Annotated in this window: 23 protein-coding genes and 1 other annotated feature; of the genes, 10 read left to right on the forward strand and 13 right to left on the reverse strand. The window is 54.2% G+C overall.

Translation table 11 applies throughout. The features are described from left to right. Positions 1–238 precede the first annotated feature (238 nt). The 3 genes from clpB to rluD form a co-directional block, all read right to left on the reverse strand. Positions 239–2,812, reverse strand: a complete 2,574-nt coding sequence (clpB, locus tag ACOTZC_RS08695) for an ATP-dependent chaperone ClpB (protein ID WP_047174743.1) — start codon at positions 2,810–2,812, stop codon at positions 239–241. A 129-nt stretch (positions 2,813–2,941) separates the two neighbouring features. Further along, positions 2,942–3,673: a purine nucleoside phosphorylase YfiH gene (yfiH, locus tag ACOTZC_RS08700; RefSeq protein ID WP_421635715.1), complete on the reverse strand. Its 732-nt coding sequence runs from the start codon at positions 3,671–3,673 to the stop codon at positions 2,942–2,944. After that, positions 3,670–4,650, reverse strand: a complete 981-nt coding sequence (rluD, locus tag ACOTZC_RS08705; protein WP_023308866.1) for a 23S rRNA pseudouridine(1911/1915/1917) synthase RluD — start codon at positions 4,648–4,650, stop codon at positions 3,670–3,672. The genes yfiH and rluD overlap by 4 nt, the downstream gene beginning before the upstream one ends. 131 nt (positions 4,651–4,781) lie before the next feature. Between rluD and bamD the strand changes: the two genes are divergently transcribed. From bamD to pheA, 4 genes are all read left to right on the forward strand, one after another. Continuing rightward, complete coding sequence (gene bamD / locus ACOTZC_RS08710) at positions 4,782–5,519, forward strand: outer membrane protein assembly factor BamD (protein WP_023308867.1); 738 nt, start codon at positions 4,782–4,784, stop codon at positions 5,517–5,519. A 268-nt stretch (positions 5,520–5,787) separates the two neighbouring features. Next, complete coding sequence (gene raiA, locus ACOTZC_RS08715; protein WP_045405277.1) at positions 5,788–6,129, forward strand: ribosome-associated translation inhibitor RaiA; 342 nt, start codon at positions 5,788–5,790, stop codon at positions 6,127–6,129. A 110-nt stretch (positions 6,130–6,239) separates the two neighbouring features. Beyond that, positions 6,240–6,366, forward strand: a sequence feature (Phe leader region). After that, positions 6,241–6,288 (forward strand): pheA operon leader peptide PheL, encoded by a 48-nt coding sequence (pheL, locus tag ACOTZC_RS08720; RefSeq protein WP_100249759.1) that lies wholly within the window; start codon positions 6,241–6,243, stop codon positions 6,286–6,288. Its footprint overlaps the feature before it by 48 nt. Before the next feature lie 30 nt (positions 6,367–6,396). Next, positions 6,397–7,557 (forward strand): bifunctional chorismate mutase/prephenate dehydratase, encoded by a 1,161-nt coding sequence (gene pheA, locus ACOTZC_RS08725; RefSeq protein ID WP_023308868.1) that lies wholly within the window; start codon positions 6,397–6,399, stop codon positions 7,555–7,557. Here the strand turns inward: pheA and ACOTZC_RS08730 are convergent. From ACOTZC_RS08730 to aroF, 3 genes are read right to left on the reverse strand one after another with little or no spacing between them, the layout of a single operon-like run. Then, complete coding sequence (locus ACOTZC_RS08730; RefSeq protein ID WP_047174746.1) at positions 7,554–8,426, reverse strand: SMP-30/gluconolactonase/LRE family protein; 873 nt, start codon at positions 8,424–8,426, stop codon at positions 7,554–7,556. The two genes, pheA and ACOTZC_RS08730, sit on opposite strands and share 4 nt — an antisense overlap. A 60-nt stretch (positions 8,427–8,486) precedes the next feature. Beyond that, positions 8,487–9,608 (reverse strand): bifunctional chorismate mutase/prephenate dehydrogenase, encoded by a 1,122-nt coding sequence (gene tyrA / locus ACOTZC_RS08735; RefSeq protein WP_023308870.1) that lies wholly within the window; start codon positions 9,606–9,608, stop codon positions 8,487–8,489. Positions 9,609–9,618: 10 nt separating this feature from the next. Next, positions 9,619–10,689, reverse strand: a complete 1,071-nt coding sequence (gene aroF / locus ACOTZC_RS08740; protein WP_047174747.1) for a 3-deoxy-7-phosphoheptulonate synthase AroF — start codon at positions 10,687–10,689, stop codon at positions 9,619–9,621. A gap of 214 nt (positions 10,690–10,903) precedes the next feature. Here aroF and ACOTZC_RS08745 point away from each other — a divergent pair, with 214 nt between their 5' ends. The 4 genes from ACOTZC_RS08745 to ACOTZC_RS08760 all read left to right on the forward strand — a co-directional run bounded on the left by ACOTZC_RS08745 (position 10,904) and on the right by ACOTZC_RS08760 (position 13,678). Then, complete coding sequence (locus ACOTZC_RS08745; protein ID WP_047174748.1) at positions 10,904–11,278, forward strand: DUF2799 domain-containing protein; 375 nt, start codon at positions 10,904–10,906, stop codon at positions 11,276–11,278. Between the two features lie 152 nt (positions 11,279–11,430). After that, positions 11,431–11,967: a YfiR family protein gene (locus tag ACOTZC_RS08750; RefSeq protein WP_196351460.1), complete on the forward strand. Its 537-nt coding sequence runs from the start codon at positions 11,431–11,433 to the stop codon at positions 11,965–11,967. Beyond that, positions 11,960–13,180, forward strand: coding sequence for a diguanylate cyclase DgcN (dgcN, locus tag ACOTZC_RS08755; protein WP_047174749.1), 1,221 nt, complete (start codon positions 11,960–11,962; stop codon positions 13,178–13,180). The genes ACOTZC_RS08750 and dgcN overlap by 8 nt, the downstream gene beginning before the upstream one ends. A gap of 12 nt (positions 13,181–13,192) precedes the next feature. After that, entirely contained in the window at positions 13,193–13,678 is a 486-nt protein-coding gene (locus ACOTZC_RS08760; RefSeq protein WP_029741023.1) for an OmpA family protein, read from the forward strand. A 2-nt stretch (positions 13,679–13,680) separates the two neighbouring features. On the opposite strand, the gene ACOTZC_RS08765 is transcribed toward ACOTZC_RS08760, so the two are convergent. The 7 genes from ACOTZC_RS08765 to ffh all read right to left on the reverse strand — a co-directional run bounded on the left by ACOTZC_RS08765 (position 13,681) and on the right by ffh (position 19,099). Beyond that, positions 13,681–15,051 carry a PepSY-associated TM helix domain-containing protein gene (locus ACOTZC_RS08765; protein ID WP_126302997.1) on the reverse strand — a complete coding sequence of 457 codons (1,371 nt, stop codon included), beginning with the start codon at positions 15,049–15,051 and terminating at the stop codon, positions 13,681–13,683. Positions 15,052–15,090: 39 nt separating this feature from the next. Further along, on the reverse strand, positions 15,091–15,495 hold the full coding sequence (locus ACOTZC_RS08770) for a DUF2946 domain-containing protein (protein WP_047174751.1): 405 nt from the start codon (positions 15,493–15,495) through the stop codon (positions 15,091–15,093). A 132-nt stretch (positions 15,496–15,627) separates the two neighbouring features. Next, a complete protein-coding gene (gene rplS, locus ACOTZC_RS08775) occupies positions 15,628–15,975 on the reverse strand; it encodes a 50S ribosomal protein L19 (protein ID WP_002914145.1) in 348 nt (115 codons plus the stop codon). A gap of 43 nt (positions 15,976–16,018) precedes the next feature. Continuing rightward, positions 16,019–16,786 carry a tRNA (guanosine(37)-N1)-methyltransferase TrmD gene (gene trmD / locus ACOTZC_RS08780; RefSeq protein ID WP_014832949.1) on the reverse strand — a complete coding sequence of 256 codons (768 nt, stop codon included), beginning with the start codon at positions 16,784–16,786 and terminating at the stop codon, positions 16,019–16,021. A 31-nt stretch (positions 16,787–16,817) separates the two neighbouring features. Further along, positions 16,818–17,357 (reverse strand): ribosome maturation factor RimM, encoded by a 540-nt coding sequence (rimM, locus tag ACOTZC_RS08785; RefSeq protein ID WP_029741020.1) that lies wholly within the window; start codon positions 17,355–17,357, stop codon positions 16,818–16,820. A 15-nt stretch (positions 17,358–17,372) separates the two neighbouring features. Further along, positions 17,373–17,621 (reverse strand): 30S ribosomal protein S16, encoded by a 249-nt coding sequence (gene rpsP, locus ACOTZC_RS08790; protein WP_003863133.1) that lies wholly within the window; start codon positions 17,619–17,621, stop codon positions 17,373–17,375. A 116-nt stretch (positions 17,622–17,737) separates the two neighbouring features. Next, positions 17,738–19,099 (reverse strand): signal recognition particle protein, encoded by a 1,362-nt coding sequence (gene ffh / locus ACOTZC_RS08795; RefSeq protein ID WP_014884878.1) that lies wholly within the window; start codon positions 19,097–19,099, stop codon positions 17,738–17,740. 166 nt (positions 19,100–19,265) lie between these two features. Between ffh and ACOTZC_RS08800 the strand changes: the two genes are divergently transcribed. Both ACOTZC_RS08800 and ACOTZC_RS08805 read left to right on the forward strand, forming a co-directional pair. Then, a complete protein-coding gene (locus tag ACOTZC_RS08800) occupies positions 19,266–20,057 on the forward strand; it encodes a cytochrome C assembly family protein (protein ID WP_032623031.1) in 792 nt (263 codons plus the stop codon). A gap of 19 nt (positions 20,058–20,076) precedes the next feature. Beyond that, positions 20,077–21,363 (forward strand): HlyC/CorC family transporter, encoded by a 1,287-nt coding sequence (locus ACOTZC_RS08805; protein WP_025759264.1) that lies wholly within the window; start codon positions 20,077–20,079, stop codon positions 21,361–21,363. Positions 21,364–21,404: the final 41 nt, after the last annotated feature.

Below are 21,404 nucleotides of genomic sequence, written 5' to 3' on the forward strand. Positions count from 1 at the left end.
TTCCCGCTTCAGAGTCAAGCGATTAATTTCGCTTTTCTCTGCTGACCCGGCGGCGTGTGTGCCGTTGTTCCGTGTCAGTGGAGGCGCATTATAGGGAGTTATTCCGAAGCCGCAAGGGTAAAGTGAAAATTATTTACTAACCGCTCACTTTCCAGGCAATATTTACTCCAGACCTCAATTTTCGCCTGGTTTTTAAACAAAAACGAGCCGCAAGCGGCTCGTTTTTGCGTTTTGTGACTTACTGCACTGCCACAATGCGATCGTCGTTGGCTTCCAGACGGATAACTTTGCCCGGAATCAACTCTCCGGAGAGAATCTGCTGCGCCAACGGGTTTTCGATCTGCTGCTGGATAGCACGTTTTAATGGACGCGCACCGTACACCGGATCGTAACCATTCTCACTCAGCAGCTTCAGGGCCTCGTCGGAGATGTGAATTTCATACCCACGCTCTTCCAGACGTTTGTACAGACGCTGCAGCTGGATCTGTGCAATCGACGCAATATGTTTCTCACCCAGAGGATGGAATACCACAACTTCATCAATACGGTTGATGAACTCAGGACGGAAGTTATGGCTGACGACACCGAGCACCAGATCCTTCATATGGCTATAGTCCAGTTCACCGAAACGTTCCTGAATCAAATCGGAACCCAGGTTCGAGGTCATGATGACAACCGTATTACGGAAGTCGACCGTTCTCCCCTGCCCGTCGGTCAGACGACCATCGTCCAGGACCTGAAGCAGAATGTTGAACACATCCGGGTGCGCTTTTTCCACTTCATCCAGCAGGATGACGGAATAAGGGCGACGGCGAACCGCTTCCGTCAGATAACCACCTTCTTCATAACCTACGTATCCCGGAGGCGCACCGACCAGACGTGAGACGGAGTGTTTCTCCATAAACTCAGACATGTCGATACGCACCATCGCATCGTCGCTGTCGAACATAAAGTTAGCCAGCGCTTTACACAGCTCGGTTTTACCGACTCCCGTCGGCCCCAGGAACAGGAACGAACCGATCGGACGGTTTGGATCGGACAGCCCCGCTCGGCTACGGCGAATAGCGTTCGAAACCGCTTCAACCGCTTCGTTCTGGCCAATCACCCGATTATGGAGATCTTGCTCCATGCGCAGCAGTTTTTCACGCTCGCCTTCCAGCATGCGTGCCACCGGGATACCGGTCCAGCGAGCAAGCACTTCCGCGATTTCTGCATCCGTCACTTTATTACGTAACAGACGCATCGTTTTCCCTTCTGACTGCGTCGCTATCTCAAGCTGTTTTTCCAGCTCAGGAATTTTGCCGTACTGAAGTTCAGACATACGAGCCAGATCGCCGACACGGCGAGCCTGCTCAATGGCAATTTTTGCCTGTTCAAGTTCAGCTTTAATGGTCTGAGTGCCGGAAAGGGACGCTTTCTCGGCTTTCCACTCTTCTTCCAGCTCAGAGTACTGGCGCTCTTTATCGTCCAGTTCTTCATTGAGCATATCCAGGCGTTTCTTACTGGCTTCATCAGACTCTTTCTTCAGCGCCTGCTGTTCCAGCTTGAGCTGAATGATGCGTCGGTCGAGTCGGTCCAGCTCTTCCGGTTTCGAGTCAATCTGCATACGAATGCTCGAAGCCGCTTCATCAATAAGGTCGATCGCTTTATCCGGCAGCTGGCGATCGGCGATATAACGATGTGAAAGCGTCGCCGCCGCAACGATAGCCGGGTCAGTGATCTGCACGTGGTGGTGCAGTTCATAGCGCTCTTTCAGACCACGCAGGATCGCGATGGTATCTTCAACGCTTGGCTCAGCAACAAACACTTTCTGGAAACGACGTTCCAGCGCAGCATCTTTCTCAATGTACTGACGATACTCGTCAAGCGTGGTGGCACCGACGCAGTGAAGTTCACCACGCGCCAGCGCAGGTTTCAGCATGTTCCCGGCATCCATCGCGCCGTCCGCTTTACCCGCCCCGACCATGGTGTGCAGTTCGTCGATAAACAGGATAACGTTCCCTTCCTGCTTCGCCAGGTCGTTAAGCACGCCTTTCAGACGCTCTTCGAACTCGCCGCGGTATTTCGCACCGGCCACCAGCGCGCCCATATCCAGCGCCAGTACGCGGCGGCCTTTCAGGCCTTCCGGCACTTCGCCGTTGACGATACGCTGTGCCAGCCCTTCAACGATGGCGGTTTTACCGACACCCGGTTCACCAATCAGCACCGGGTTGTTCTTGGTACGACGTTGCAGTACCTGAATCGTACGGCGAATTTCTTCATCACGGCCGATAACCGGGTCAAGTTTGCCCTGTTCAGCACGCTCGGTCAGATCGACCGTAAATTTCTTCAAAGCCTGACGTTGGTCTTCGGCTCCCTGATCGTTCACGCTTTCACCTCCGCGCATTTTCTCAATCGCCTGAGTCACATTGGCGGTGGTCGCACCGGCAGATTTCAGCAGGTCGGTCAAGGTACCGCGTGATTCAAGCGCCGCCAGAACAAACAGCTCTGACGAAATAAAGTTGTCCCCACGTTTTTGCGCCAGCTTGTCGCAAAGGTTAAGCACGCGCACCAGATCCTGAGACGGCTGAACGTCGCCGCCGGTACCTTCTACCTGCGGTAAACGGCTCAGCGCCTGATCGATAGCGCTGCGTAACTGGCCAGCATTAATGCCAGCGGACGTTAATAAAGGACGTACCGATCCCCCTTCCTGATTCAGCAAGGCGCTCATTAAATGAAGAGGTTCGATAAACTGGTTGTCGTGCCCCAGTGCGAGGGACTGGGCATCGGCGAGAGCAAGCTGGAATTTATTAGTAAGACGATCCAGACGCATAACTCCTCCCATAACAGGTCAAATTTGCTACTGGAGATTAAATGAGGTCATCCCTCAATTATTCAAGGTTAATGACCTGAATTATGTGAAAAGAAAACGGCACGTACCGGATCGTCTTGATTCTTTAGGTTATATCAGCCAAATGAAACTTGCCATACGCCCCGTGGTCTTGTCGCGACGATAGGAGAAAAAATCACCCTTTTCGGTGAATGTGCAGCGATCGCCGCCGAAGATCTGCGTCACGCCAACGTTATTCAGACGCTGACGGGCGAGCTGGTAAATATCGGCCAGATATTTATCTCCCGAAGGCAGGAAGGCTTCAACCGCTTGCGGATCTTTTTCCATAAAGGCTTCGCGAACCTCTGGCCCTACTTCAAAAGCGCGAGGACCAATGGCCGGGCCAAGCCAGGCCATAATATTGGCTGGCTCATCGCTAAAGCAGGCGACAGTTTCTTCGAGCACGCCTTCACATAGACCACGCCAGCCCGCGTGTGCTGCTGCCACCTCGGAACCTGCACGGTTACAGAACAGAACCGGCAGACAATCGGCGGTCATCACGGCACAAACGGTTCCCGGAGTATTACTGTAAGAGGCATCAGCGCGTTTAGAAGCATAGGGTTCCCCCGTCAACTTCAGCACCGCGTTACCATGAACCTGTTCCAGCCAGATCGGTTTTGACGGCAAATTACCCGCAGCAAACAAACGTCTGCGGTTCTCTTCAACATGTTCCAGGTTGTCGCCACAGTGCGCACCGAGGTTCAAAGACTCCCACGCGCCCTGGCTAACACCGCCAATACGGGTTGAACTAAAGGCGGCCACGCCAGCAGGCAATGGCCACTCCGGGACAATCAGTTTGGTCATAACCAGTCCACTTGATCCTTATGTTCTTCGAAATCAGCACGCATAGCGTCGATAAGATCCACCATATCCTGCGGGATAGGCGCATGCCACTCCATCTGAATACCGGTGATAGGGTGGTAAAGACGCAGCATGGTCGCGTGCAGCGCCTGACGATCGAATTTACGCAATACGCTGATGAACTCATCCGATGCGCCTTTAGGTGGACGCGGGCGGCCACCGTAGACCTGATCCCCTACCAGCGGATGGGTAATGTGGGCCATATGCACGCGGATCTGGTGAGTACGTCCGGTTTCCAGACGCAGACGCAGGCGCGTATGAATACGGAAGTGCTCCATAATGCGATAGTGCGTCACCGCCGGTTTACCCATCGGATGCACCGACATATGGGTACGTTTAGTTGGGTGACGGCTGATTGGCTCTTCCACCGTTCCGCCAGAGGTCATATGCCCAATGGCTACCGCTTCATACTCGCGGGTGATTTCGCGCAGCTGCAGCGACTCCACCAGACGGGTCTGAGCAGGAACGGTCTTCGCCACCACCATCAAACCGGTGGTGTCTTTATCCAGACGGTGCACGATGCCCGCGCGCGGAACATCCGCGATCGGCGGATAATAATGGAGAAGTGCGTTAAGTACCGTACCGTCAGGGTTCCCCGCACCCGGATGAACAACCAAGTCGCGCGGCTTGTTGATCACCAGAATGTCATCATCTTCATAGACGATGTCCAGTGGGATATCCTGCGGCTCGAAGCGGATTTCCTCTTCGATTTCAGCATTGATGGCGACAGCTTCCCCACCTAACACTTTCTCTTTTGGTTTGTCCCAGATCTTGCCGTTTACCAGCACGCGCTGGTCAAGGATCCATTCTTTTATGCGTGAACGCGAATAATCAGGGAACAATTCGGCCAAAGCCTGATCTAAGCGTTGACCGAGCTGATTTTCGGAGACTGTTGCGGTGAGTTCTACTCGTTGTGCCATAAACTGCTTCTTCGTTTAACGTTGGGTTTTACGGCTTTGCCGTTTAATATAGTGTGCTATTGTAGCTGGTCTTAATCGGGAGCAGGAACAGAGTTTCTCCCGGACAAACATTTGAGGAAAGTCAAAACGTCATGACGCGCATGAAATATCTGGTGGCAGCGGCCACGTTGAGCCTGGCTTTGGTGGGCTGCTCCGGTTCAAATGAACAGGTCCCTGACAATCCGCCGAATGAAATCTATGCGACTGCACAACAAAAGTTGCAGGACGGTAACTGGAAACAGGCGATAACGCAACTGGAAGCGTTGGATAATCGCTATCCATTTGGTCCATATTCGCAGCAGGTACAGTTAGATCTCATCTACGCATACTATAAAAATGCCGATCTGCCGCTGGCTCAGGCAACTATCGATCGTTTCATGCGTCTGAACCCGACTCATCCTAACATCGACTACGTGATGTACATGCGCGGCCTCACCAACATGGCGCTGGACGACAGTGCGCTGCAGGGCTTCTTCGGCGTGGATCGTTCCGACCGTGACCCGCAGCATGCGCGTGATGCCTTCAATGACTTCTCCAAGCTGGTGCGCGGCTATCCGAACAGTCAGTACGTGACCGACGCGACCAAACGTCTGGTGTTCCTGAAAGATCGTCTGGCAAAATATGAATACTCCGTAGCGGAATACTATACCCGCCGTGGCGCATGGGTTGCCGTGGTTAACCGCGTAGAAGGTATGCTGCGTGATTATCCGGATACCCAGGCAACGCGCGATGGCCTGAAGCTGATGGAAAATGCTTACCGTCAGATGCAGATGACCGCTCAGGCTGAAAAAGTGGCGAAAATCATCGCCGCGAACAGCAGCAACACCTGATCTTGCCTCAATGCAAAACGGCAGCCCGAAGGCTGCCGTTTTTTTATTCATTTTAGCGCGTCGCTGAAGCGCTTAAGCCCCAACACATCCAGTCAACTATGGCCCCAATTTTTTCCTTCGACAAGGTAAATCTCACCCCTTCCTGCCCTGCCTCACAAAAAAGATTCCCTGACAAAAACCGACAAAATAACGTGATATAAATCACACATTTTGACATTAGGTCGGGTATGCTGGAATCACCAAGACGGAAAGACAAGAGGTAAAATTTATGACAATGAACATTACCAGTAAACAAATGGAAATTACTCCGGCAATCCGCCAGCACGTCGCAGACCGTCTCGCCAAACTGGATAAATGGCAAACTCATTTGATTAATCCACATATCATCCTGTCCAAGGAGCCGCAGGGTTTCATCGCTGACGCAACTATCAATACTCCAAACGGCCATCTGGTCGCCAGCGCAAAACACGAGGATATGTACACCGCAATTAACGATTTGATCAACAAGCTGGAACGGCAGCTCAATAAAGTGCAACACAAAGGTGAAGCCCGTCGCGCCGCAACATCGGTGAAAGACGCCAGCTTCGCGGAACAAGTTGAAGAAGAGTAATCCTTTAAATTGAGTGTACTGCCAACGCGCCTTCGGGCGCGTTTTTTGTTTTTTATTGACAGGGTGAAAACAGTACGGGTACTTTAACGGTATCAATCACAGGATGACTTTATGAAACTTACGCCGTTCTTCTTCGCATTCTTTTTTACCTTCCCCTGAACGGGAGGCGTTTCGTCGTGTTATAAAGAATGCGAAGACGAACAACAAGGCCTCCCACACCAGGGGGGCCTTTTTTATTGATAACGATAAAATGAGACAGGCAACACTATGACACCGGAAAACCCGTTACTGGACCTGCGAGTAAAAATCAGCGCGCTGGATGAGAAACTGCTGGCGCTGCTGGCCGAACGCCGCGCGCTTGCCGTTGAAGTGGGCAAAGCCAAGCTGGACTCCCATCGCCCGGTACGAGATATCGACCGCGAGCGCGATCTGCTGGAACGTCTCATTCAGCTCGGCAAAGCGCATCACCTCGATGCCCACTACATCACCCGGTTGTTCCAGCTCATCATCGAAGACTCCGTTCTCACTCAGCAAGCGTTACTCCAGCAGCATCTGAACAAAACCAATCCGCACTCTGCGCGTATCGCCTTCCTCGGTCCGAAAGGCTCTTATTCTCACCTGGCCGCCCGTCAGTATGCCGCACGCCATTTCGAAGAATTTATTGAGAGCGGCTGCGCGAAGTTTGCCGACATATTTAATCAGGTTGAGACCGGCCAGGCGGATTACGCCGTCGTACCGATTGAAAACACCAGCTCCGGCGCTATCAACGACGTTTACGATTTGCTGCAGCACACCAGCCTGTCGCTGGTTGGCGAGCTGACGATCCCTATCGATCACTGCGTGCTGGTCGCCGGATCAACCGACCTGAGCAAGATCGAAACGGTCTACAGTCATCCACAGCCGTTCCAGCAGTGCAGCCAGTTCCTGAACCGCTATCCGAACTGGAAAATTGAGTACACCGAAAGCACCTCGGCGGCGATGGAAAAAGTGGCGCAGGCTAACTCCCCAACCGTCGCCGCGCTCGGCAGCGAAGCAGGCGGCGCGCTGTATGGTTTACAGGTGCTGGAACGCAACCTGGCGAACCAGACGCAAAATATCACCCGTTTCGTGGTGCTGGCACGCAAGGCAATCAATGTGTCTGACCAGGTGCCGGCCAAAACCACGCTGCTGATGGCGACCGGCCAACAGGCCGGTGCGCTGGTTGAAGCCCTGCTGGTGCTGCGTAATCACAACCTGATCATGACCAGGCTGGAATCACGCCCAATCCACGGTAACCCGTGGGAAGAGATGTTTTATCTTGATATCCAGGCCAACCTGGAATCTGCTTCCATGCAGAAGGCCCTGCGCGAACTGGGCGAGATCACGCGCTCCATGAAAGTGCTGGGCTGCTATCCGAGCGAGAACGTGGTCCCGGTTGACCCGGCTTAACGTTCGATAAACCGGCTTTTCTTCTTCCCTGCCACGCTCACCGGCAGGGTGAAGATGGCTCCGGAGAGCGGATACTTCGCCACCTCGTCCGCATCCATATTTTCCCGCGTGGTGGTAATAAACAGCGTTTTCATGTCATCGCCGCCAAAGCAGACCATCGTCGGGCAACGCACCGGCATGCGGTATTCTTCCAGCTGCTCCCCTTGCGGAGAAAAACGCGCAATACGCCAGCCGTCAAACAGCGCGCTCCAGTAGCAGCCTTCCACATCCATGGCCGCGCCGTCCGGTATCCCTTCGCCCTCTTTAAACTGACGAAACACCTCGCGCCTGCCGGGTTCGCCCTGCTCATCAAGCGGCGTTCGGTAAATAACGCCATTTGGCGTATCAGAAGTAAACATCCATTGATTATCCGGGCTAAACGCTAAGCCGTTGTGGCCGTGAATATCGCACTGGATCACTTTCGGCGTCAGGTCGTTGTCGATGCGCATCAGCAGGGCACCGTTGTAATCTCCCGGCCCCCAAAACGTGCCCGCATAGAATCGCCCCAGAGAATCGGTGCCGCCGTCGTTAAAACGTGCGAGCTGCGGGTTAGAGGGGTTATCGCACACCTTGCGGCGCAGCAGGCCGTGTTTATCGGTCAGCCAGATACCCGTTCGCATCGCAACGATAAAACCACCCTGCTCTCGCAGCGCGAAACAGCCCACCTCCTCGTGAAAAGAAAGCACGGTGTGTTCCGCCGTTGGCAGATGGTAACGGTGGATCTCCCCTTCCAGAATATCAGCCCAGTAGAGCGCGTGCTCTTCTGCGCTCCACGTCGGGCATTCAGGCAGATGCCCGGTGTAATTCAACAGCAGCTGCGGTTCGGCCATGACAATCCCCCAAAATAAAAAAAGCCAGCAATGCTGGCTTTCAGTATATACATCATCGCATTACTGGCGACTGTCATTTGCCTGGCGCAACAACGTCCGGCTTTCACTCTGGAAACGCTGCGCGTAATCGCCAAACCAGTGCTCGACCTTGCGGAAACTGTCGATAAACGCCTGCTTGTCTCCGTGCTCCAGCAGCGTAATGGCTTCACCAAAGCGCTGATAGTAGCGCTTGATGAGCGCCAGGTTGTTCTCGGAGGACATAATAATGTCCGCATAAAGCTGCGGGTCCTGAGCAAACAGGCGCCCAACCATCGCCAGCTCAAGACGATAGATAGGTGAAGAGAGCGCCAGCAGCTGTTCAAGCTGCACGTTCTCTTCCGCCAGATGCAGACCGTAGGCAAATGTCGCAAAGTGGCGCAGCGCCTGAATGAACGCCATGTTCTGATCGTGCTCGACCGCGCTGATGCGGTGCAGTCGCGCACCCCATACCTGAATCTGTTCCAGGAACCACTGATAGGCTTCCGGCTGACGGCCGTCGCAGTAAACCACCACCTGCTTAGCCAGGCTGCCGCTGTCAGGGCCAAACATTGGGTGCAGACCCAGCACCGGGCCCGTATGCGCAGCCAGCATCGCCTGCAGAGGACCATTTTTGACGGAGGCCAGATCCACCAGGATACAGTCTTTCGGTAAAGGAGGAAGCTTTCCGACGATCTGCTCCGTCACGTGGATCGGCACGCTGACGATAACCATCCCGGCATCCTTCATGAGTTCCGGTGCCTGCGCCCAGTCCTCTTTTTCCAGAATGCGCACCTGATACCCAGAAAGCGTCAGCATTTTTTCGAACAGACGCCCCATCTGTCCCGCACCGCCGACAATCACCACCGGCCGCAGGGACGGGCAGAGGGTTTTAAAGCCTTTGTCGTTTTCGCTGGAATAGGATTCCCGCATCACGCGACGCAGAACATCTTCAATCAAGTCCGGAGAAACGCCCAGCGCCTGCGCCTCTTTACGACGGGAGGCCAGCATTGAGGCTTCGCGCTCCGGGACGTAAATCGGCAGGCCGTATTTGCTTTTCACCTCACCGACTTCGGCAACCAGCGCCATGCGGCGCGCCAGCAGGTCCAGCAGCGCCTTATCCACTTCATCAATTTGATCGCGCAGTGCGGTCAATTCAGCAACCATAACTAACCTCTTAAGCCAGACGCGTCGCCAGCTGGCCGCTCAAATCTTTGTGGATCTCACGCAGCAGCGCATCGGTGGTTTCCCAGCTGATGCAGGCATCCGTCACGGAGACGCCGTGCTTCATTGCGCTACGCGGTTGTTCCGATGACTGATTGCCTTCATGAATGTTGCTCTCAATCATCAGACCAATAATCGAACGGTTGCCATCTTTGATCTGTGCGATCACGGATTCCGCAACCGCAGGCTGGCGACGGTAATCTTTATTTGAATTACCATGGCTGCAATCTACCATCAGTGCCGGGCGCAGTCCCGCCTGCTCCATCTCTTTTTCACACTGCGCCACGTCCGCCGGGCTGTAGTTAGGTGCTTTCCCGCCGCGCAGGATCACATGACCGTCCGGGTTGCCCTGCGTTTGCAGGAGGCATACCTGGCCCGCCTGGTTGATACCGACAAAACGGTGCGGCATCGCAGCAGCGCGCATGGCGTTGATTGCCGTCGCCAGGCTGCCATCGGTACCGTTTTTAAAGCCAACCGGCATCGACAGGCCAGACGCCATCTCGCGGTGGGTTTGCGATTCTGTGGTACGCGCACCAATCGCCGACCAGCTGAACAGATCGCCCAGGTACTGCGGGCTGTTCGGGTCCAGCGCTTCGGTTGCCAGCGGCAGCCCCATGCTGACCAGCTCCACCAGAAGGCGACGCGCAATCTTCAGGCCTGCTTCCACATCAAACGAGCCATCCATGTGCGGATCGTTAATCAACCCTTTCCAGCCGACGGTCGTACGTGGCTTCTCAAAATAGACGCGCATCACCAGATAGAGGCTATCGCTGACCTCCTCCGCTAACGCTTTAAATCGACGAGCATATTCTATGGCGGTTTCAGGATCGTGAATGGAGCAAGGACCGCATACCACCAGCAGGCGCGGATCGCGGCCGGCGATAATGTCAGAAATGGTCTGGCGAGAGTGCTCGATCTGAGCCTCCTGCGCAACGCTCAGCGGAAATTCCGCTTTCAGTTGATCCGGAGTGATTAACACCTGTTCGTCAGTGATATGTACGTTGTTCAGCGCGTCTTTTTGCATGATGGCGATCCTGTAAAGCTCGTTTGCGATAGTTGTTTTCCTCAATGAGGTGAAACCACGATACCATAAAAAGTAAACATTTCAATCCAAAATACGTACACTTTACTTTACACACACCAATTTATTGCAAAAATAAGCCGATAAAAACGTAAACTTTAAATTACAGACAGGTTTTCTTTAGCCAGGCTATGCTGAAGAAAAAAGGAGAATGGCTATGCGTTCAATTGCTCTCGCGCTGTTGTCGCTGTTTTTAACCGGCTGTCAGATCAATCCTTACACCTTCCAGCCCGACTGGACCAGCCCATCCTGGTTTGATGCAGGTAAAGAAGACGCCATGAATGGCCTGCCGGTTAAAGATAACCAGGCCCTGGCCGATAGTTTTAACGACACACAGGTTGATCGTAGCGAATATCTTCGCGGCTATGCTGACGGTCAGAAGAAAGTCTGCGAAGAAGGGTTTATTCACGCCTGGGGATTAGCCGGCAAATCTTTCCCTGCCAGTTGCGATACAGCCGAAAACGCGGCCAAACTGCGTGCGTCATGGCAGCAAGGGATGGATGAAAGTATGCGCTCCAGCAGACTGAATTAATCTAATTTCATCCACCGGAAAATAAACAACAGTAGGATTTAGCTTAGGTCGGCCTCATGCTATTTCTGACATAATGACGGCCCTGATAAACAATGGTATTCTGCCCGCAACTCTTAAGGACATCTATTTCCAGAGCGATGTGGCGGATTCTGGTGAGAAATTTATTCTTGATCTCTTTTTTCCGACTCACTCTGGTGCTAACGCTGTTCCTTATGGTGGGCCCTGTGGCGGCAGGCACGCTTACGGAAACGGATAAATCGGTACGCTCGATTGTCTCAGGCATTGTGAGCTATACGCGATGGCCGTCACTTTCCGGGCAGCCTAAACTCTGCGTCTACGCCACTTCTCACTATACGCACGCCCTCAGCGGCGATGAGGGGCATAGCGAGTTACCTTATACTCCCGTTATTGTACGTAACGATCAGGAAGCCCTGGCCGCGACGTGCGATGCGATCTATTTCGGGTCTGAATCACCGGCAAAACAACTTGAATTAATAAGTCAATATCAGGGCAGAGCGTTGCTATTAATCTCAGAGCAAAATCCGGAATGTGTAATTGGCAGTGCCTTTTGCCTGATAATCGATCGCGGCCAGGTACGGTTCGCCGTCAACCTGGATGCATTGACGCGCAGTGGCGTAAGAGTCAATCCGGATGTATTAATGCTTGCACGGAATAAGCAGCATGGATAAAGATTTCACTTCAACGCCACGTCCGACGTTTAAAAGAACGTTGAGGCGAAACAGCATGATAAGCGTCATCATCACGATGACGTTAATATGGCTGCTGCTCTGTTTTGCTTCCGTCGTGACGTTAAAACAATACGCGCAAAAGAATCTCGAATTAACCGGCGCAACAATGAGCCACAGCCTGGAAGCGTCGCTGGTGTTCAACGACTCGCTGGCGGCCAACGAAACGCTGGCCGCCCTGGGCAAACAGGGCCAGTTTGCCGTGGCCGAGGTTATTAACGCGCATAAAAAGCGGTTTGCCTACTGGTCGTGGAACCCGGAGGACAACAACGATACGCTGGGCGCACTGGTCAGCCGCTGGCTTTTCCCCGTACCGGTTGCGCAGCCCATCATGCATAACGGCGCAACGATCGGCGAAATTCGCCTTACCGCGCGTGACAGTCTGATCGGCCATTTCATCTGGATGTCGTTTGCCGTTCTGACCGGCTGCATTCTCTTTGCCGCCGTCGTCGCGCTTATCATTACCCAGTCTTTGCATCGTGGGATGGTTATGGCCCTGCAGAACATTACCGACGTCGTGCATGATGTACGCACAAACCGCAACTTCTCCCGCCGGGTGAAAGATGGGCGTATCGAAGAGTTTCACCAGTTTGGTGAGGACTTCAACAGCCTTCTGGATGAGATGGAGGAGTGGCAACTCAAGCTCCAGGCGAAAAACGCCCAGCTGCTGCGTACCGCCATGCACGACCCGCTCACCGGTCTTGCCAACCGCGCGGCGTTTCGTAACAGCATTGCGGCCTTAATGAACGACCCTTCAGCCAGAACAAACTCGGCCCTGCTCTTCCTCGACGGTGATAACTTTAAGTTTATTAACGACACCTGGGGCCACGCGGCAGGAGACTGCGTGCTGATCGAAGTCGCCAGTAGGATGATGGAGTTTGGCGACAAACGTCATCAGTCTTACCGTCTTGGCGGGGACGAATTTGCCATGGTGCTGTACGGCGTGCACTCTGAACTTGAGGTTCAACATATTTGTGCTGCGCTATCGCAGCAGTTTATCCGTCCGTTTGATCTTCATAACGGACAAAAAGCATCGATGTCACTCAGCATTGGCTTTGCTCTGGCGTGGGAAAATGCTTCCGTGGAAGCATTACTGGAGAGGGCTGACCGCAACATGTACCAGGTGAAAAACCAGCGTACGAAAACAACAAGTTAGAAGGGATACACTATGTTAAAACGTTACTTCGCGCCGATAGTTCTGGCCTCACTGGTTCTGGCAGGCTGTCAGTCGCCGCCGGAAGGTAAATTTACTCCTGAGCAAATTTCGGCGATGAAGTCTTACGGTTTTAACGAACTGAACGGTGACTGGTCGCTTGGCATGTCGGACACCATCCTGTTTGATAAAAATGACGCCAGACTGCGCCCGGAAAGTGAAACGCAGATCCAGTCCATGGCCTCTCGCCTGGCGGAAACCGGCCTGAACCACGCGCGAATGGACGGTCACACGGATAATTACGGGGAAGAAAGCTACAACGAAGCGCTGTCGTTAAAACGCGCCAATGCCGTGGCCGATGCCTGGGCGAAGGGCGCAAATATCCCGCGCAGCAATCTCACCACGCGGGGGTTAGGTCAAAAATACCCGGTTGCGAGCAACAGTACCCCGCAAGGGCGCGCTGAAAACCGCCGCGTCGCAGTGGTGATCAGCACGCCATAGGGTTATTTAGCGGAGGATTCGGCGAGCGTCACCCTGGTTGCCGCTCGCCAGCGCAGCCAGTCCACCAGAACAAACAGCGCCAGACTCATGCCCATGACCGGCAAGGCCAGCCCCAGCAGTATGCTGATTACCACCGTAACCCCTCTTCCCCATCCTGACAGCGCCAGCCAGCTCTGACAAAGCGTCTGTACCGGACTCACTGCCGACCGTGCCGGACGACGCATCCACCACATCCGGTAACCCCAAATAATGAGCACGCACAGGGCGAGGCCGAACGCCACCAGCAGCAGCTGATTCACCAGCCCGAATAAGATCCCCATATGGAAATCCACGCCCCAGCGGGTCAGTTTTGCCATTAACGGGAAACCCTCGAAACGGGTTCTGTCCAGGACCTGCATCGTCGAAGGATCAACCGCAACGGCGTCCACCTGAGTCGGCCAGCTGCGATCGATTTCCGTCACGGTCCAGGCGCTATCCGCCGTTTTTGCCGGGCGGATCTCCAGCCTCTTGGCATCAATTCCTGCGTTACGGGCCGCGCTTAATACTCCGTCAAACTGCGTCAGATCCATCGCCATTTCCGGCATCATCATTCCGCCGTGATGGCCCCGGTGTTCGGCATGCTCATCCACGATCTCCTGTTGGCCGGAAAGCGTCGTGTTCACCTGCGGGGTGAGCCAGTTCATCTCTGCCCGCAGCTTATCGACGTTCCCGCCTGCCCATTGAGACCATGTCAGGCCGGTTGCAGAGAACAGCAACATTCCACCCAGCAGACTCCAGCCCAGCGTCACGTGCAGGCGACGACGATTCTGGAAGCGATTGTTGATCCGCCGTTTGGGTCGGGTGTAAAACCACAGGGCAATACCGCCCAGCGCGGCAACCCACATCCAGGAGGCGGCAAGCTCGCTGTAGAGCCGGCCCACGTCGCCCAGCATCAGAGAGGTATGCAGATAATCAATGGTCTGACGCAGCGGTAAAATCCCGCTGGTGCCGTATACCGTCATATCTCCCAGCACCGCCAGGCTTACCGGATCAATAAAAATAGCCCGGTTCTCCGATGGCCCAAGCGTCGGGTCAGCAAACATTACGCGGGTAGTTTCGCCTTCAGCCAGCCCCGGACGCACGGCGTGCAATTGCAAATCTGAGCCAACGGTTTTTTCCGCCACGGCGATTTGCTCCGCCAGCGGCTGCAGCTCGCCTACGGAATCCATGTGGAGCGCGTGCCGGTAGAGCGCATTCTCCAGCTGTGGAGTCGCCACATATAGCGTACCGGTCAGCGCGGCAAAGAAGATAAACGGACCAACAAAAAGCCCGACGTAGAAATGGAGGCGACGCAGCAGGTTTCCCCATGCCGCGCGCGGAGTGCAGGTTGTCATACTTTTCCTTTTTAAGGCAGTAAGTTATTGATTTATTTTTTAAAGGGAAAAAGCAGACTGCCGCGGCGGCGCGCGGGTATCAGGGTAAAGCCAGGGGAAAAAGTGCCAGTGACTGACCGCCTGGCGCGGCGGCTTAACGCGAAGCCTCTGCAGCACCGCGCTGAGCAGGACGATCAGCGCCAGCATCACGCCAGGAACATGCGCTAACAGTACGCAGTAGCCGCACGCTTCAGCATGGTCGACAGGCATCGTGTGCGGCATATCGCCGTGATGCTCGTCCATCGACATCATGCTCATGTCATGATGCATGCCCGGCATGGCGCTCATGGGATCTTTCTGCAAGGAGACGGAGATAAGCGGCGCTACCACGATCAGCAGGATCGCAAACAGCGCGGTCAAGGCCGCTGCGCGTTTCCGGTTAGTCTGATGCAGTACGTTATCCACTTCCCCTCCATTCAAGAGGCAAGCATTGTAAATGATTTATGACAAAAGGGTTAACGTAAGAAATGCGCAGGGATAAAAAAAGGGCCAGCCTTTCGGCCAGCCCTTTCTAACAGGATGTCGCTTAAGCGAATCTTAGTTCAGACGCTCTTTAATACGAGCAGACTTACCAGTACGCTCACGCAGGTAGTACAGTTTAGCTTTACGTACAGCACCACGACGTTTAACAGCAATGCTGTCAACTACCGGAGAGTGAGTCTGGAAGACACGCTCAACGCCTTCGCCGTTGGAAATTTTACGAACAGTGAATGCAGAGTGCAGACCGCGGTTACGAATAGCGATAACCACGCCCTCGAATGCCTGCAGACGTTTTTTGGAACCTTCAACAACCCATACTTTCACTTCCACGGTGTCACCTGGACGGAAGGAAGGTACGTCCTGCTTCATCTGCTCTTGTTCAAGTTGCTTAATAATGTTGCTCATAATTTAATCTCTTATCCTGGGTAAACTGATATTCGGGAGCGTATTACGCATTCCCATCATGTTCATGCTGCTGGTGCGCGTGTTCTGTTTTGAACTCGGCCAGCAACTTTGCTTGCTCTTCAGTCAGAGCCAGGTTTTCCAGAAGTTCAGGTCTTCTAAGCCAGGTTCGGCCCAGCGACTGCTTCAAACGCCAGCGACGTATCTCGGCATGGTTTCCAGACAGTAACACTGCCGGTACTTCCATCCCTTCTAACACTTCAGGACGAGTATAGTGTGGACAGTCCAGCAACCCATCGGCAAAGGAATCTTCCGTTGCCGAAGCTTCATGGCCCAGAACCCCCGGAATGAACCGGGCGACGGAGTCAATCAGCGTCATTGCGGGTAACTCACCACCGCTGAGAACGTAATCCCCGATAGACCATTCTTCGTCAATCTCGGTTTGAATTACGCGCTCATCTATCCCTTCGTAGCGCCCACAGACCAGAATCAGCTTTTGATTCGTCGCCAGTTCGCTCACGCCCGCTTGATCAAGCTTGCGTCCCTGAGGTGAAAGATAAATCACCTTTGCGCCTTCACCTGCCGCGGCTTTTGCTGTGTGAATGGCGTCCCGTAAGGGTTGCACCATCATTAGCATCCCCGGTCCGCCGCCGTAAGGACGATCGTCCACGGTACGGTGCCGGTCATGAGTAAAGTCACGAGGACTCCAGCTCTGGATGCTCAGCAGGCCATTCTTTACTGCCCGGCCAGTTACCCCGTAATCGGTAATCGCGCGGAACATTTCAGGAAACAGGCTAATTATGCCAATCCACATAGCGCCGTCTTTTACCGTTTATCCGGAGAATTTAAAAACCAGGATCCCAATCTACTTCAATGGTTTGAGTAGTGAGATCGACTTTCTTGATAACCTGTCCATCGAGGAACGGAACCAACCGCTCCTTGATGCCAAATGCATCTTTCAGGTTTGCCTTAATGACGAGAACGTCATTTGACCCGGTTTCCATCATATCGATGACTTTCCCCAGGCTGTAGCCTTCGGTAGTGACTACCTGGCAACCCATAAGGTCTTTCCAGTAGTAGTCGCCCTCTTCCAGCTGTGGCAACTGCGACGAATCCACGACAATTTCACAATTAGTCAGCGCATTCGCAGCATCACGATCGTCAACGCCTTTCAGCTTGATGATGATGTCCTGATTGTGGTGACGCCAGCTTTCCAGCTCGACCTCTTCCCACTTACCGCCTTTCTGGATAAACCAGGGCTGGTAATCAAAAATGCTATCAGCGTCTTCAGTGGAGGAAAACACTCTGAGCCAACCACGGATACCGTAGCAAGAACCCATTTTTCCCAATACGATCGGTTCAACAGGTGCTTTATTGCTCATCATGACCACCGTGACAGATTAAGCTGCTTTGTTTGCTGCTTTGATCAGCGTAGCAACGCGATCGGAAACAGTAGCGCCCTGGCCAACCCAGTGAGCGATACGATCCAGATCCAGACGAGTTTCTTCTTCTGCGCCAGCGGCCAGTGGGTTGAAGAAACCAACGCGCTCGATGAAGCGACCGTTGCGTGCATTACGGCTGTCAGTCACAACAACCTGGTAGAACGGACGCTTTTTAGCGCCGTGACGAGCTAAACGAATAGTTACCATAACATCCTCTTGTGTGAATAAAACAACCGGGCCCCATCGAGGAACGGAGCCCGGGTGTCATATTAAAAGCCCGAAAATTTTACTCATTTTCGGGCAAAAAGCAATCTCAAAAGCGATTAACGCCCTGGAAAACCGGGGGGCATCATGCCTTTCATGCCGCGCATCATCTTCGCCATGCCGCCTTTCTTCATTTTCTTCATCATGCGCTGCATGTCGTCGAACTGTTTCAGAAGGCGGTTAACGTCCTGCACCTGCATGCCGCAACCGGCTGCGATACGGCGTTTACGGGAACCTTTGATGATATCCGGGTTAGCGCGCTCCTTGAGGGTCATCGAGTTGATGATCGCCTCCATACGCACCAGCACCTTGTCATCCATCTGCGCTTTCACGTTGTCAGGGATCTGGCCCATGCCCGGCAGTTTGCCCATCAGGCTGGCCATGCCGCCCATATTTTTCATCTGACGCAGCTGCTCAAGGAAATCGGTGAGATCGAAACCGTCACCTTTTTTCAGCTTGCTGGCCAGCTTCTCGGCCTGCGCGCGGTCAACCTTGCTCTCGATATCTTCGATCAGCGACAGCACGTCGCCCATGCCGAGGATACGGGAGGCAATACGATCCGGGTGGAACGGCTCGAGCGCTTCAGTTTTCTCGCCCACCCCGAGGAATTTAATCGGCTTACCGGTGATGTGACGAATGGAGAGCGCCGCACCGCCGCGGGCGTCACCGTCCACTTTGGTCAGCACCACGCCGGTTAACGGCAGCGCTTCGTTAAACGCTTTTGCGGTATTCGCCGCATCCTGACCGGTCATGGCATCGACAACGAACAGGGTCTCTACCGGGTTGATAGAGGCATGCACCTGCTTGATCTCGTCCATCATCGCTTCGTCAACGTGCAGACGACCGGCGGTATCCACCAGCAGCACGTCGTAGAATTTCAGCTTCGCTTCTTTCAGCGCCGCGTTAACGATGTCGACAGGCTTCTGCGCCACGTCGGACGGGAAGAAATCTACGCCGACCTGCTCAGCCAGGGTTTCCAGCTGTTTGATCGCCGCCGGGCGATAGACGTCCGCAGAGACCACCAGCACTTTCTTCTTGTGCTTTTCACGCAGGAATTTACCCAGCTTACCGACGCTGGTCGTTTTACCTGCACCCTGCAGGCCCGCCATCAGCACCACGGCCGGCGGCTGAGCCGCCAGGTTAAGCACCTGGTTCTCTTCGCCCATCGCCGAAACCAGTTCATTACGAACGATTTTGACGAACTCCTGACCCGGGGTCAGGCTCTTGTTAACTTCATGACCAACCGCCTTCTCTTTTACGCGGTTGATAAAATCACGAACAACCGGCAACGCCACGTCTGCTTCCAGCAGCGCCATGCGCACTTCACGCAGCGTTTCCTTGATGTTCTCTTCAGTAAGGCGTCCGCGGCCGCTGATGTTGCGCAGCGTGCGCGACAAACGATCGGTTAAATTATCAAACATTGTCTCTCGCCTGAGTAGAAACGTTGGGCCGCATTGAGCGACACATACACAGAATTTTGCCGGAGTATAACATGAAGGCGCCTTTGTTGTTATGCAACGGTTGGAGCAGGCGTCACGTAACGTTATACTGCTTCTCTTTCTTATTAAGACAACTGTCGATGCCTATATGCCTGTTTTCGCACTGATCGCCCTTGTTGCCTACTCTGTCAGCCTCGCGCTGATTATTCCCGGACTGCTGCAAAAAAACAGCGGCTGGCGGCGCATGGCTATTCTTTCGGCGGTGATCGCACTGATTAGCCACGCCTTTGCGCTGGAATCACGCATTATCCCCGGCGACGGCAGCGTGCAAAACCTGAGCGTCCTCAACGTCGGCTCGCTGGTCAGCCTGATGATCTGTACGGTAATGACCATCGTCGCGTCTAAAAATCGCGGCTGGCTGCTGCTGCCGATTGTCTATACCTTCGCGCTGATCAATCTGGCCCTCGCCACCTTTATGCCTAATGAGTTCATTACGCATCTGGAGGCGACGCCGGGGATGCTGGTGCATATCGGCCTGTCGCTCTTTGCCTACGCGACGCTGATTATCGCCGCGCTTTACGCCATGCAGCTCGCCTGGATTGACTACCAGCTGAAAAACAAAAAGCTGGCGTTTAACCATGAAATGCCGCCGCTGATGGTCATTGAGCGAAAGATGTTTCACATCACCCAGGTGGGTGTGGTGCTGCTGACGCTCACGCTCTGCACGGGCCTGTTTTACATGAAGAACCTGTTCAGCGTGGAGAATATCGATAAAGCGGTGCTCTCTATCATCGCGTGGTTTGTCTATATTGTCCTGTTATGGGGCCATTATCATGAAGGCTGGCGCGGTCGTCGCGTGGTCTGGTTCAACGTCGCGGGTGCGGGCATTCTCACCCTTGCCTATTTTGGCAGCCGCTTCATACAGCAATTTGCTGGCTAAGTAACAAAAGGAGTTCCCCCTGGAACACATCTCTACCACCACGCTGATCGTTATCCTGATCGTCATGGTGGTCATCTCCGCCTATTTCTCCGGCTCGGAAACCGGCATGATGACCCTAAACCGCTACCGGTTACGTCATCGTGCTAAACAGGGTAATCGTGCCGCGCGCCGCGTTGAAAAACTGCTCCGCAAGCCGGATCGCCTGATAAGCCTGGTGCTCATCGGCAACAACCTTGTCAACATTCTTGCCTCAGCCCTCGGCACTATCGTCGGGATGCGCCTGTACGGCAACGCCGGGGTGGCGATTGCCACCGGCGTGCTGACGTTCGTGGTGCTGGTGTTTGCCGAAGTGCTGCCGAAAACCATCGCCGCGCTTTACCCGGAGAAAGTCGCTTACCCGAGCAGCTTCCTGCTGGCACCGCTGCAGATCCTGATGATGCCCCTGGTCTGGCTGCTGAACATGGTGACGCGCGTACTGATGCGGATGGTGGGAATCAAAGCCGATGTCACCATCAGCAGCGCGCTCAGCAAAGAGGAGCTGCGCACCATCGTGAATGAATCCCGCTCGCAGATCTCCCGGCGCAATCAGGACATGCTCCTGTCGGTGCTGGATCTGGAAAAGGTGAGCGTGAACGACATCATGGTGCCGCGTAATGAAATCGTCGGTATCGACATCAATGACGACTGGAAAGCCATCGTCCGCCAGCTGACGCACTCCCCGCACGGGCGTATTGTGCTTTACCGCGACTCGCTGGATGACGCCATCAGCATGCTGCGCGTGCGCGAAGCCTACCGTCTGATGACCGAGAAAAAAGAGTTCACCAAAGAAGTGATGCTGCGCGCCGCCGACGAGATTTACTACGTGCCGGAAGGAACCCCGCTCAGCACGCAGCTGGTGAAATTCCAGCGCAACAAGAAGAAGGTCGGCCTGGTAGTCAATGAGTACGGCGACATTCAGGGGCTGGTGACGGTCGAAGATATTCTGGAAGAGATTGTCGGAGACTTTACCACGTCAATGTCGCCTTCCCTCGCGGAAGAGGTCACCCCGCAAAACGACGGCTCGGTGCTGATTGACGGTAGCGCGAACATTCGTGAACTCAACAAAGCCTTTAACTGGCATTTGCCGGAAGATGAGGCTCGCACGATTAACGGGATGATTCTGGAAGCGCTGGAAGAGATCCCGGCGGCGGGCACGCGGGTGCGCATTGAGCAGTACGATATTGATATCCTGGACGTGCAGGACAATATGATTAAGCAGGTGAAAGTCCTGCCCGTTAAACCCCTGCGCGAAAGCATCGCGGAGTAAGGCTGTAGGCCGGGTGAGGCGAACGCCGCCACCCGGCACTA

The sequence above is a fragment of the Enterobacter cloacae complex sp. SHL009 genome, assembly GCF_049237205.1.
Taxonomy (GTDB): Bacteria; Pseudomonadota; Gammaproteobacteria; order Enterobacterales; family Enterobacteriaceae; genus Enterobacter; species Enterobacter cloacae_M.

Bases quoted from the DNA above. Each gene is read 5' to 3' on its own strand.
- clpB (WP_047174743.1), bottom strand. From the start codon at position 2,812: ATGCGTCTGGATCGTCTTACTAATAAATTCCAGCTTGCTCTCGCCGAT.
- yfiH (WP_421635715.1), bottom strand. From the start codon at position 3,673: ATGACCAAACTGATTGTCCCGGAGTGGCCATTGCCTGCTGGCGTGGCC.
- rluD (WP_023308866.1), bottom strand. From the start codon at position 4,650: ATGGCACAACGAGTAGAACTCACCGCAACAGTCTCCGAAAATCAGCTC.
- bamD (WP_023308867.1), top strand. From the start codon at position 4,782: ATGACGCGCATGAAATATCTGGTGGCAGCGGCCACGTTGAGCCTGGCT.
- raiA (WP_045405277.1), top strand. From the start codon at position 5,788: ATGACAATGAACATTACCAGTAAACAAATGGAAATTACTCCGGCAATC.
- pheA (WP_023308868.1), top strand. From the start codon at position 6,397: ATGACACCGGAAAACCCGTTACTGGACCTGCGAGTAAAAATCAGCGCG.
- ACOTZC_RS08730 (WP_047174746.1), bottom strand. From the start codon at position 8,426: ATGGCCGAACCGCAGCTGCTGTTGAATTACACCGGGCATCTGCCTGAA.
- tyrA (WP_023308870.1), bottom strand. From the start codon at position 9,608: ATGGTTGCTGAATTGACCGCACTGCGCGATCAAATTGATGAAGTGGAT.
- aroF (WP_047174747.1), bottom strand. From the start codon at position 10,689: ATGCAAAAAGACGCGCTGAACAACGTACATATCACTGACGAACAGGTG.
- ACOTZC_RS08745 (WP_047174748.1), top strand. From the start codon at position 10,904: ATGCGTTCAATTGCTCTCGCGCTGTTGTCGCTGTTTTTAACCGGCTGT.
- dgcN (WP_047174749.1), top strand. From the start codon at position 11,960: ATGGATAAAGATTTCACTTCAACGCCACGTCCGACGTTTAAAAGAACG.
- ACOTZC_RS08760 (WP_029741023.1), top strand. From the start codon at position 13,193: ATGTTAAAACGTTACTTCGCGCCGATAGTTCTGGCCTCACTGGTTCTG.
- ACOTZC_RS08765 (WP_126302997.1), bottom strand. From the start codon at position 15,051: ATGACAACCTGCACTCCGCGCGCGGCATGGGGAAACCTGCTGCGTCGC.
- rplS (WP_002914145.1), bottom strand. From the start codon at position 15,975: ATGAGCAACATTATTAAGCAACTTGAACAAGAGCAGATGAAGCAGGAC.
- trmD (WP_014832949.1), bottom strand. From the start codon at position 16,786: ATGTGGATTGGCATAATTAGCCTGTTTCCTGAAATGTTCCGCGCGATT.
- rimM (WP_029741020.1), bottom strand. From the start codon at position 17,357: ATGATGAGCAATAAAGCACCTGTTGAACCGATCGTATTGGGAAAAATG.
- rpsP (WP_003863133.1), bottom strand. From the start codon at position 17,621: ATGGTAACTATTCGTTTAGCTCGTCACGGCGCTAAAAAGCGTCCGTTC.
- ffh (WP_014884878.1), bottom strand. From the start codon at position 19,099: ATGTTTGATAATTTAACCGATCGTTTGTCGCGCACGCTGCGCAACATC.
- ACOTZC_RS08800 (WP_032623031.1), top strand. From the start codon at position 19,266: ATGCCTGTTTTCGCACTGATCGCCCTTGTTGCCTACTCTGTCAGCCTC.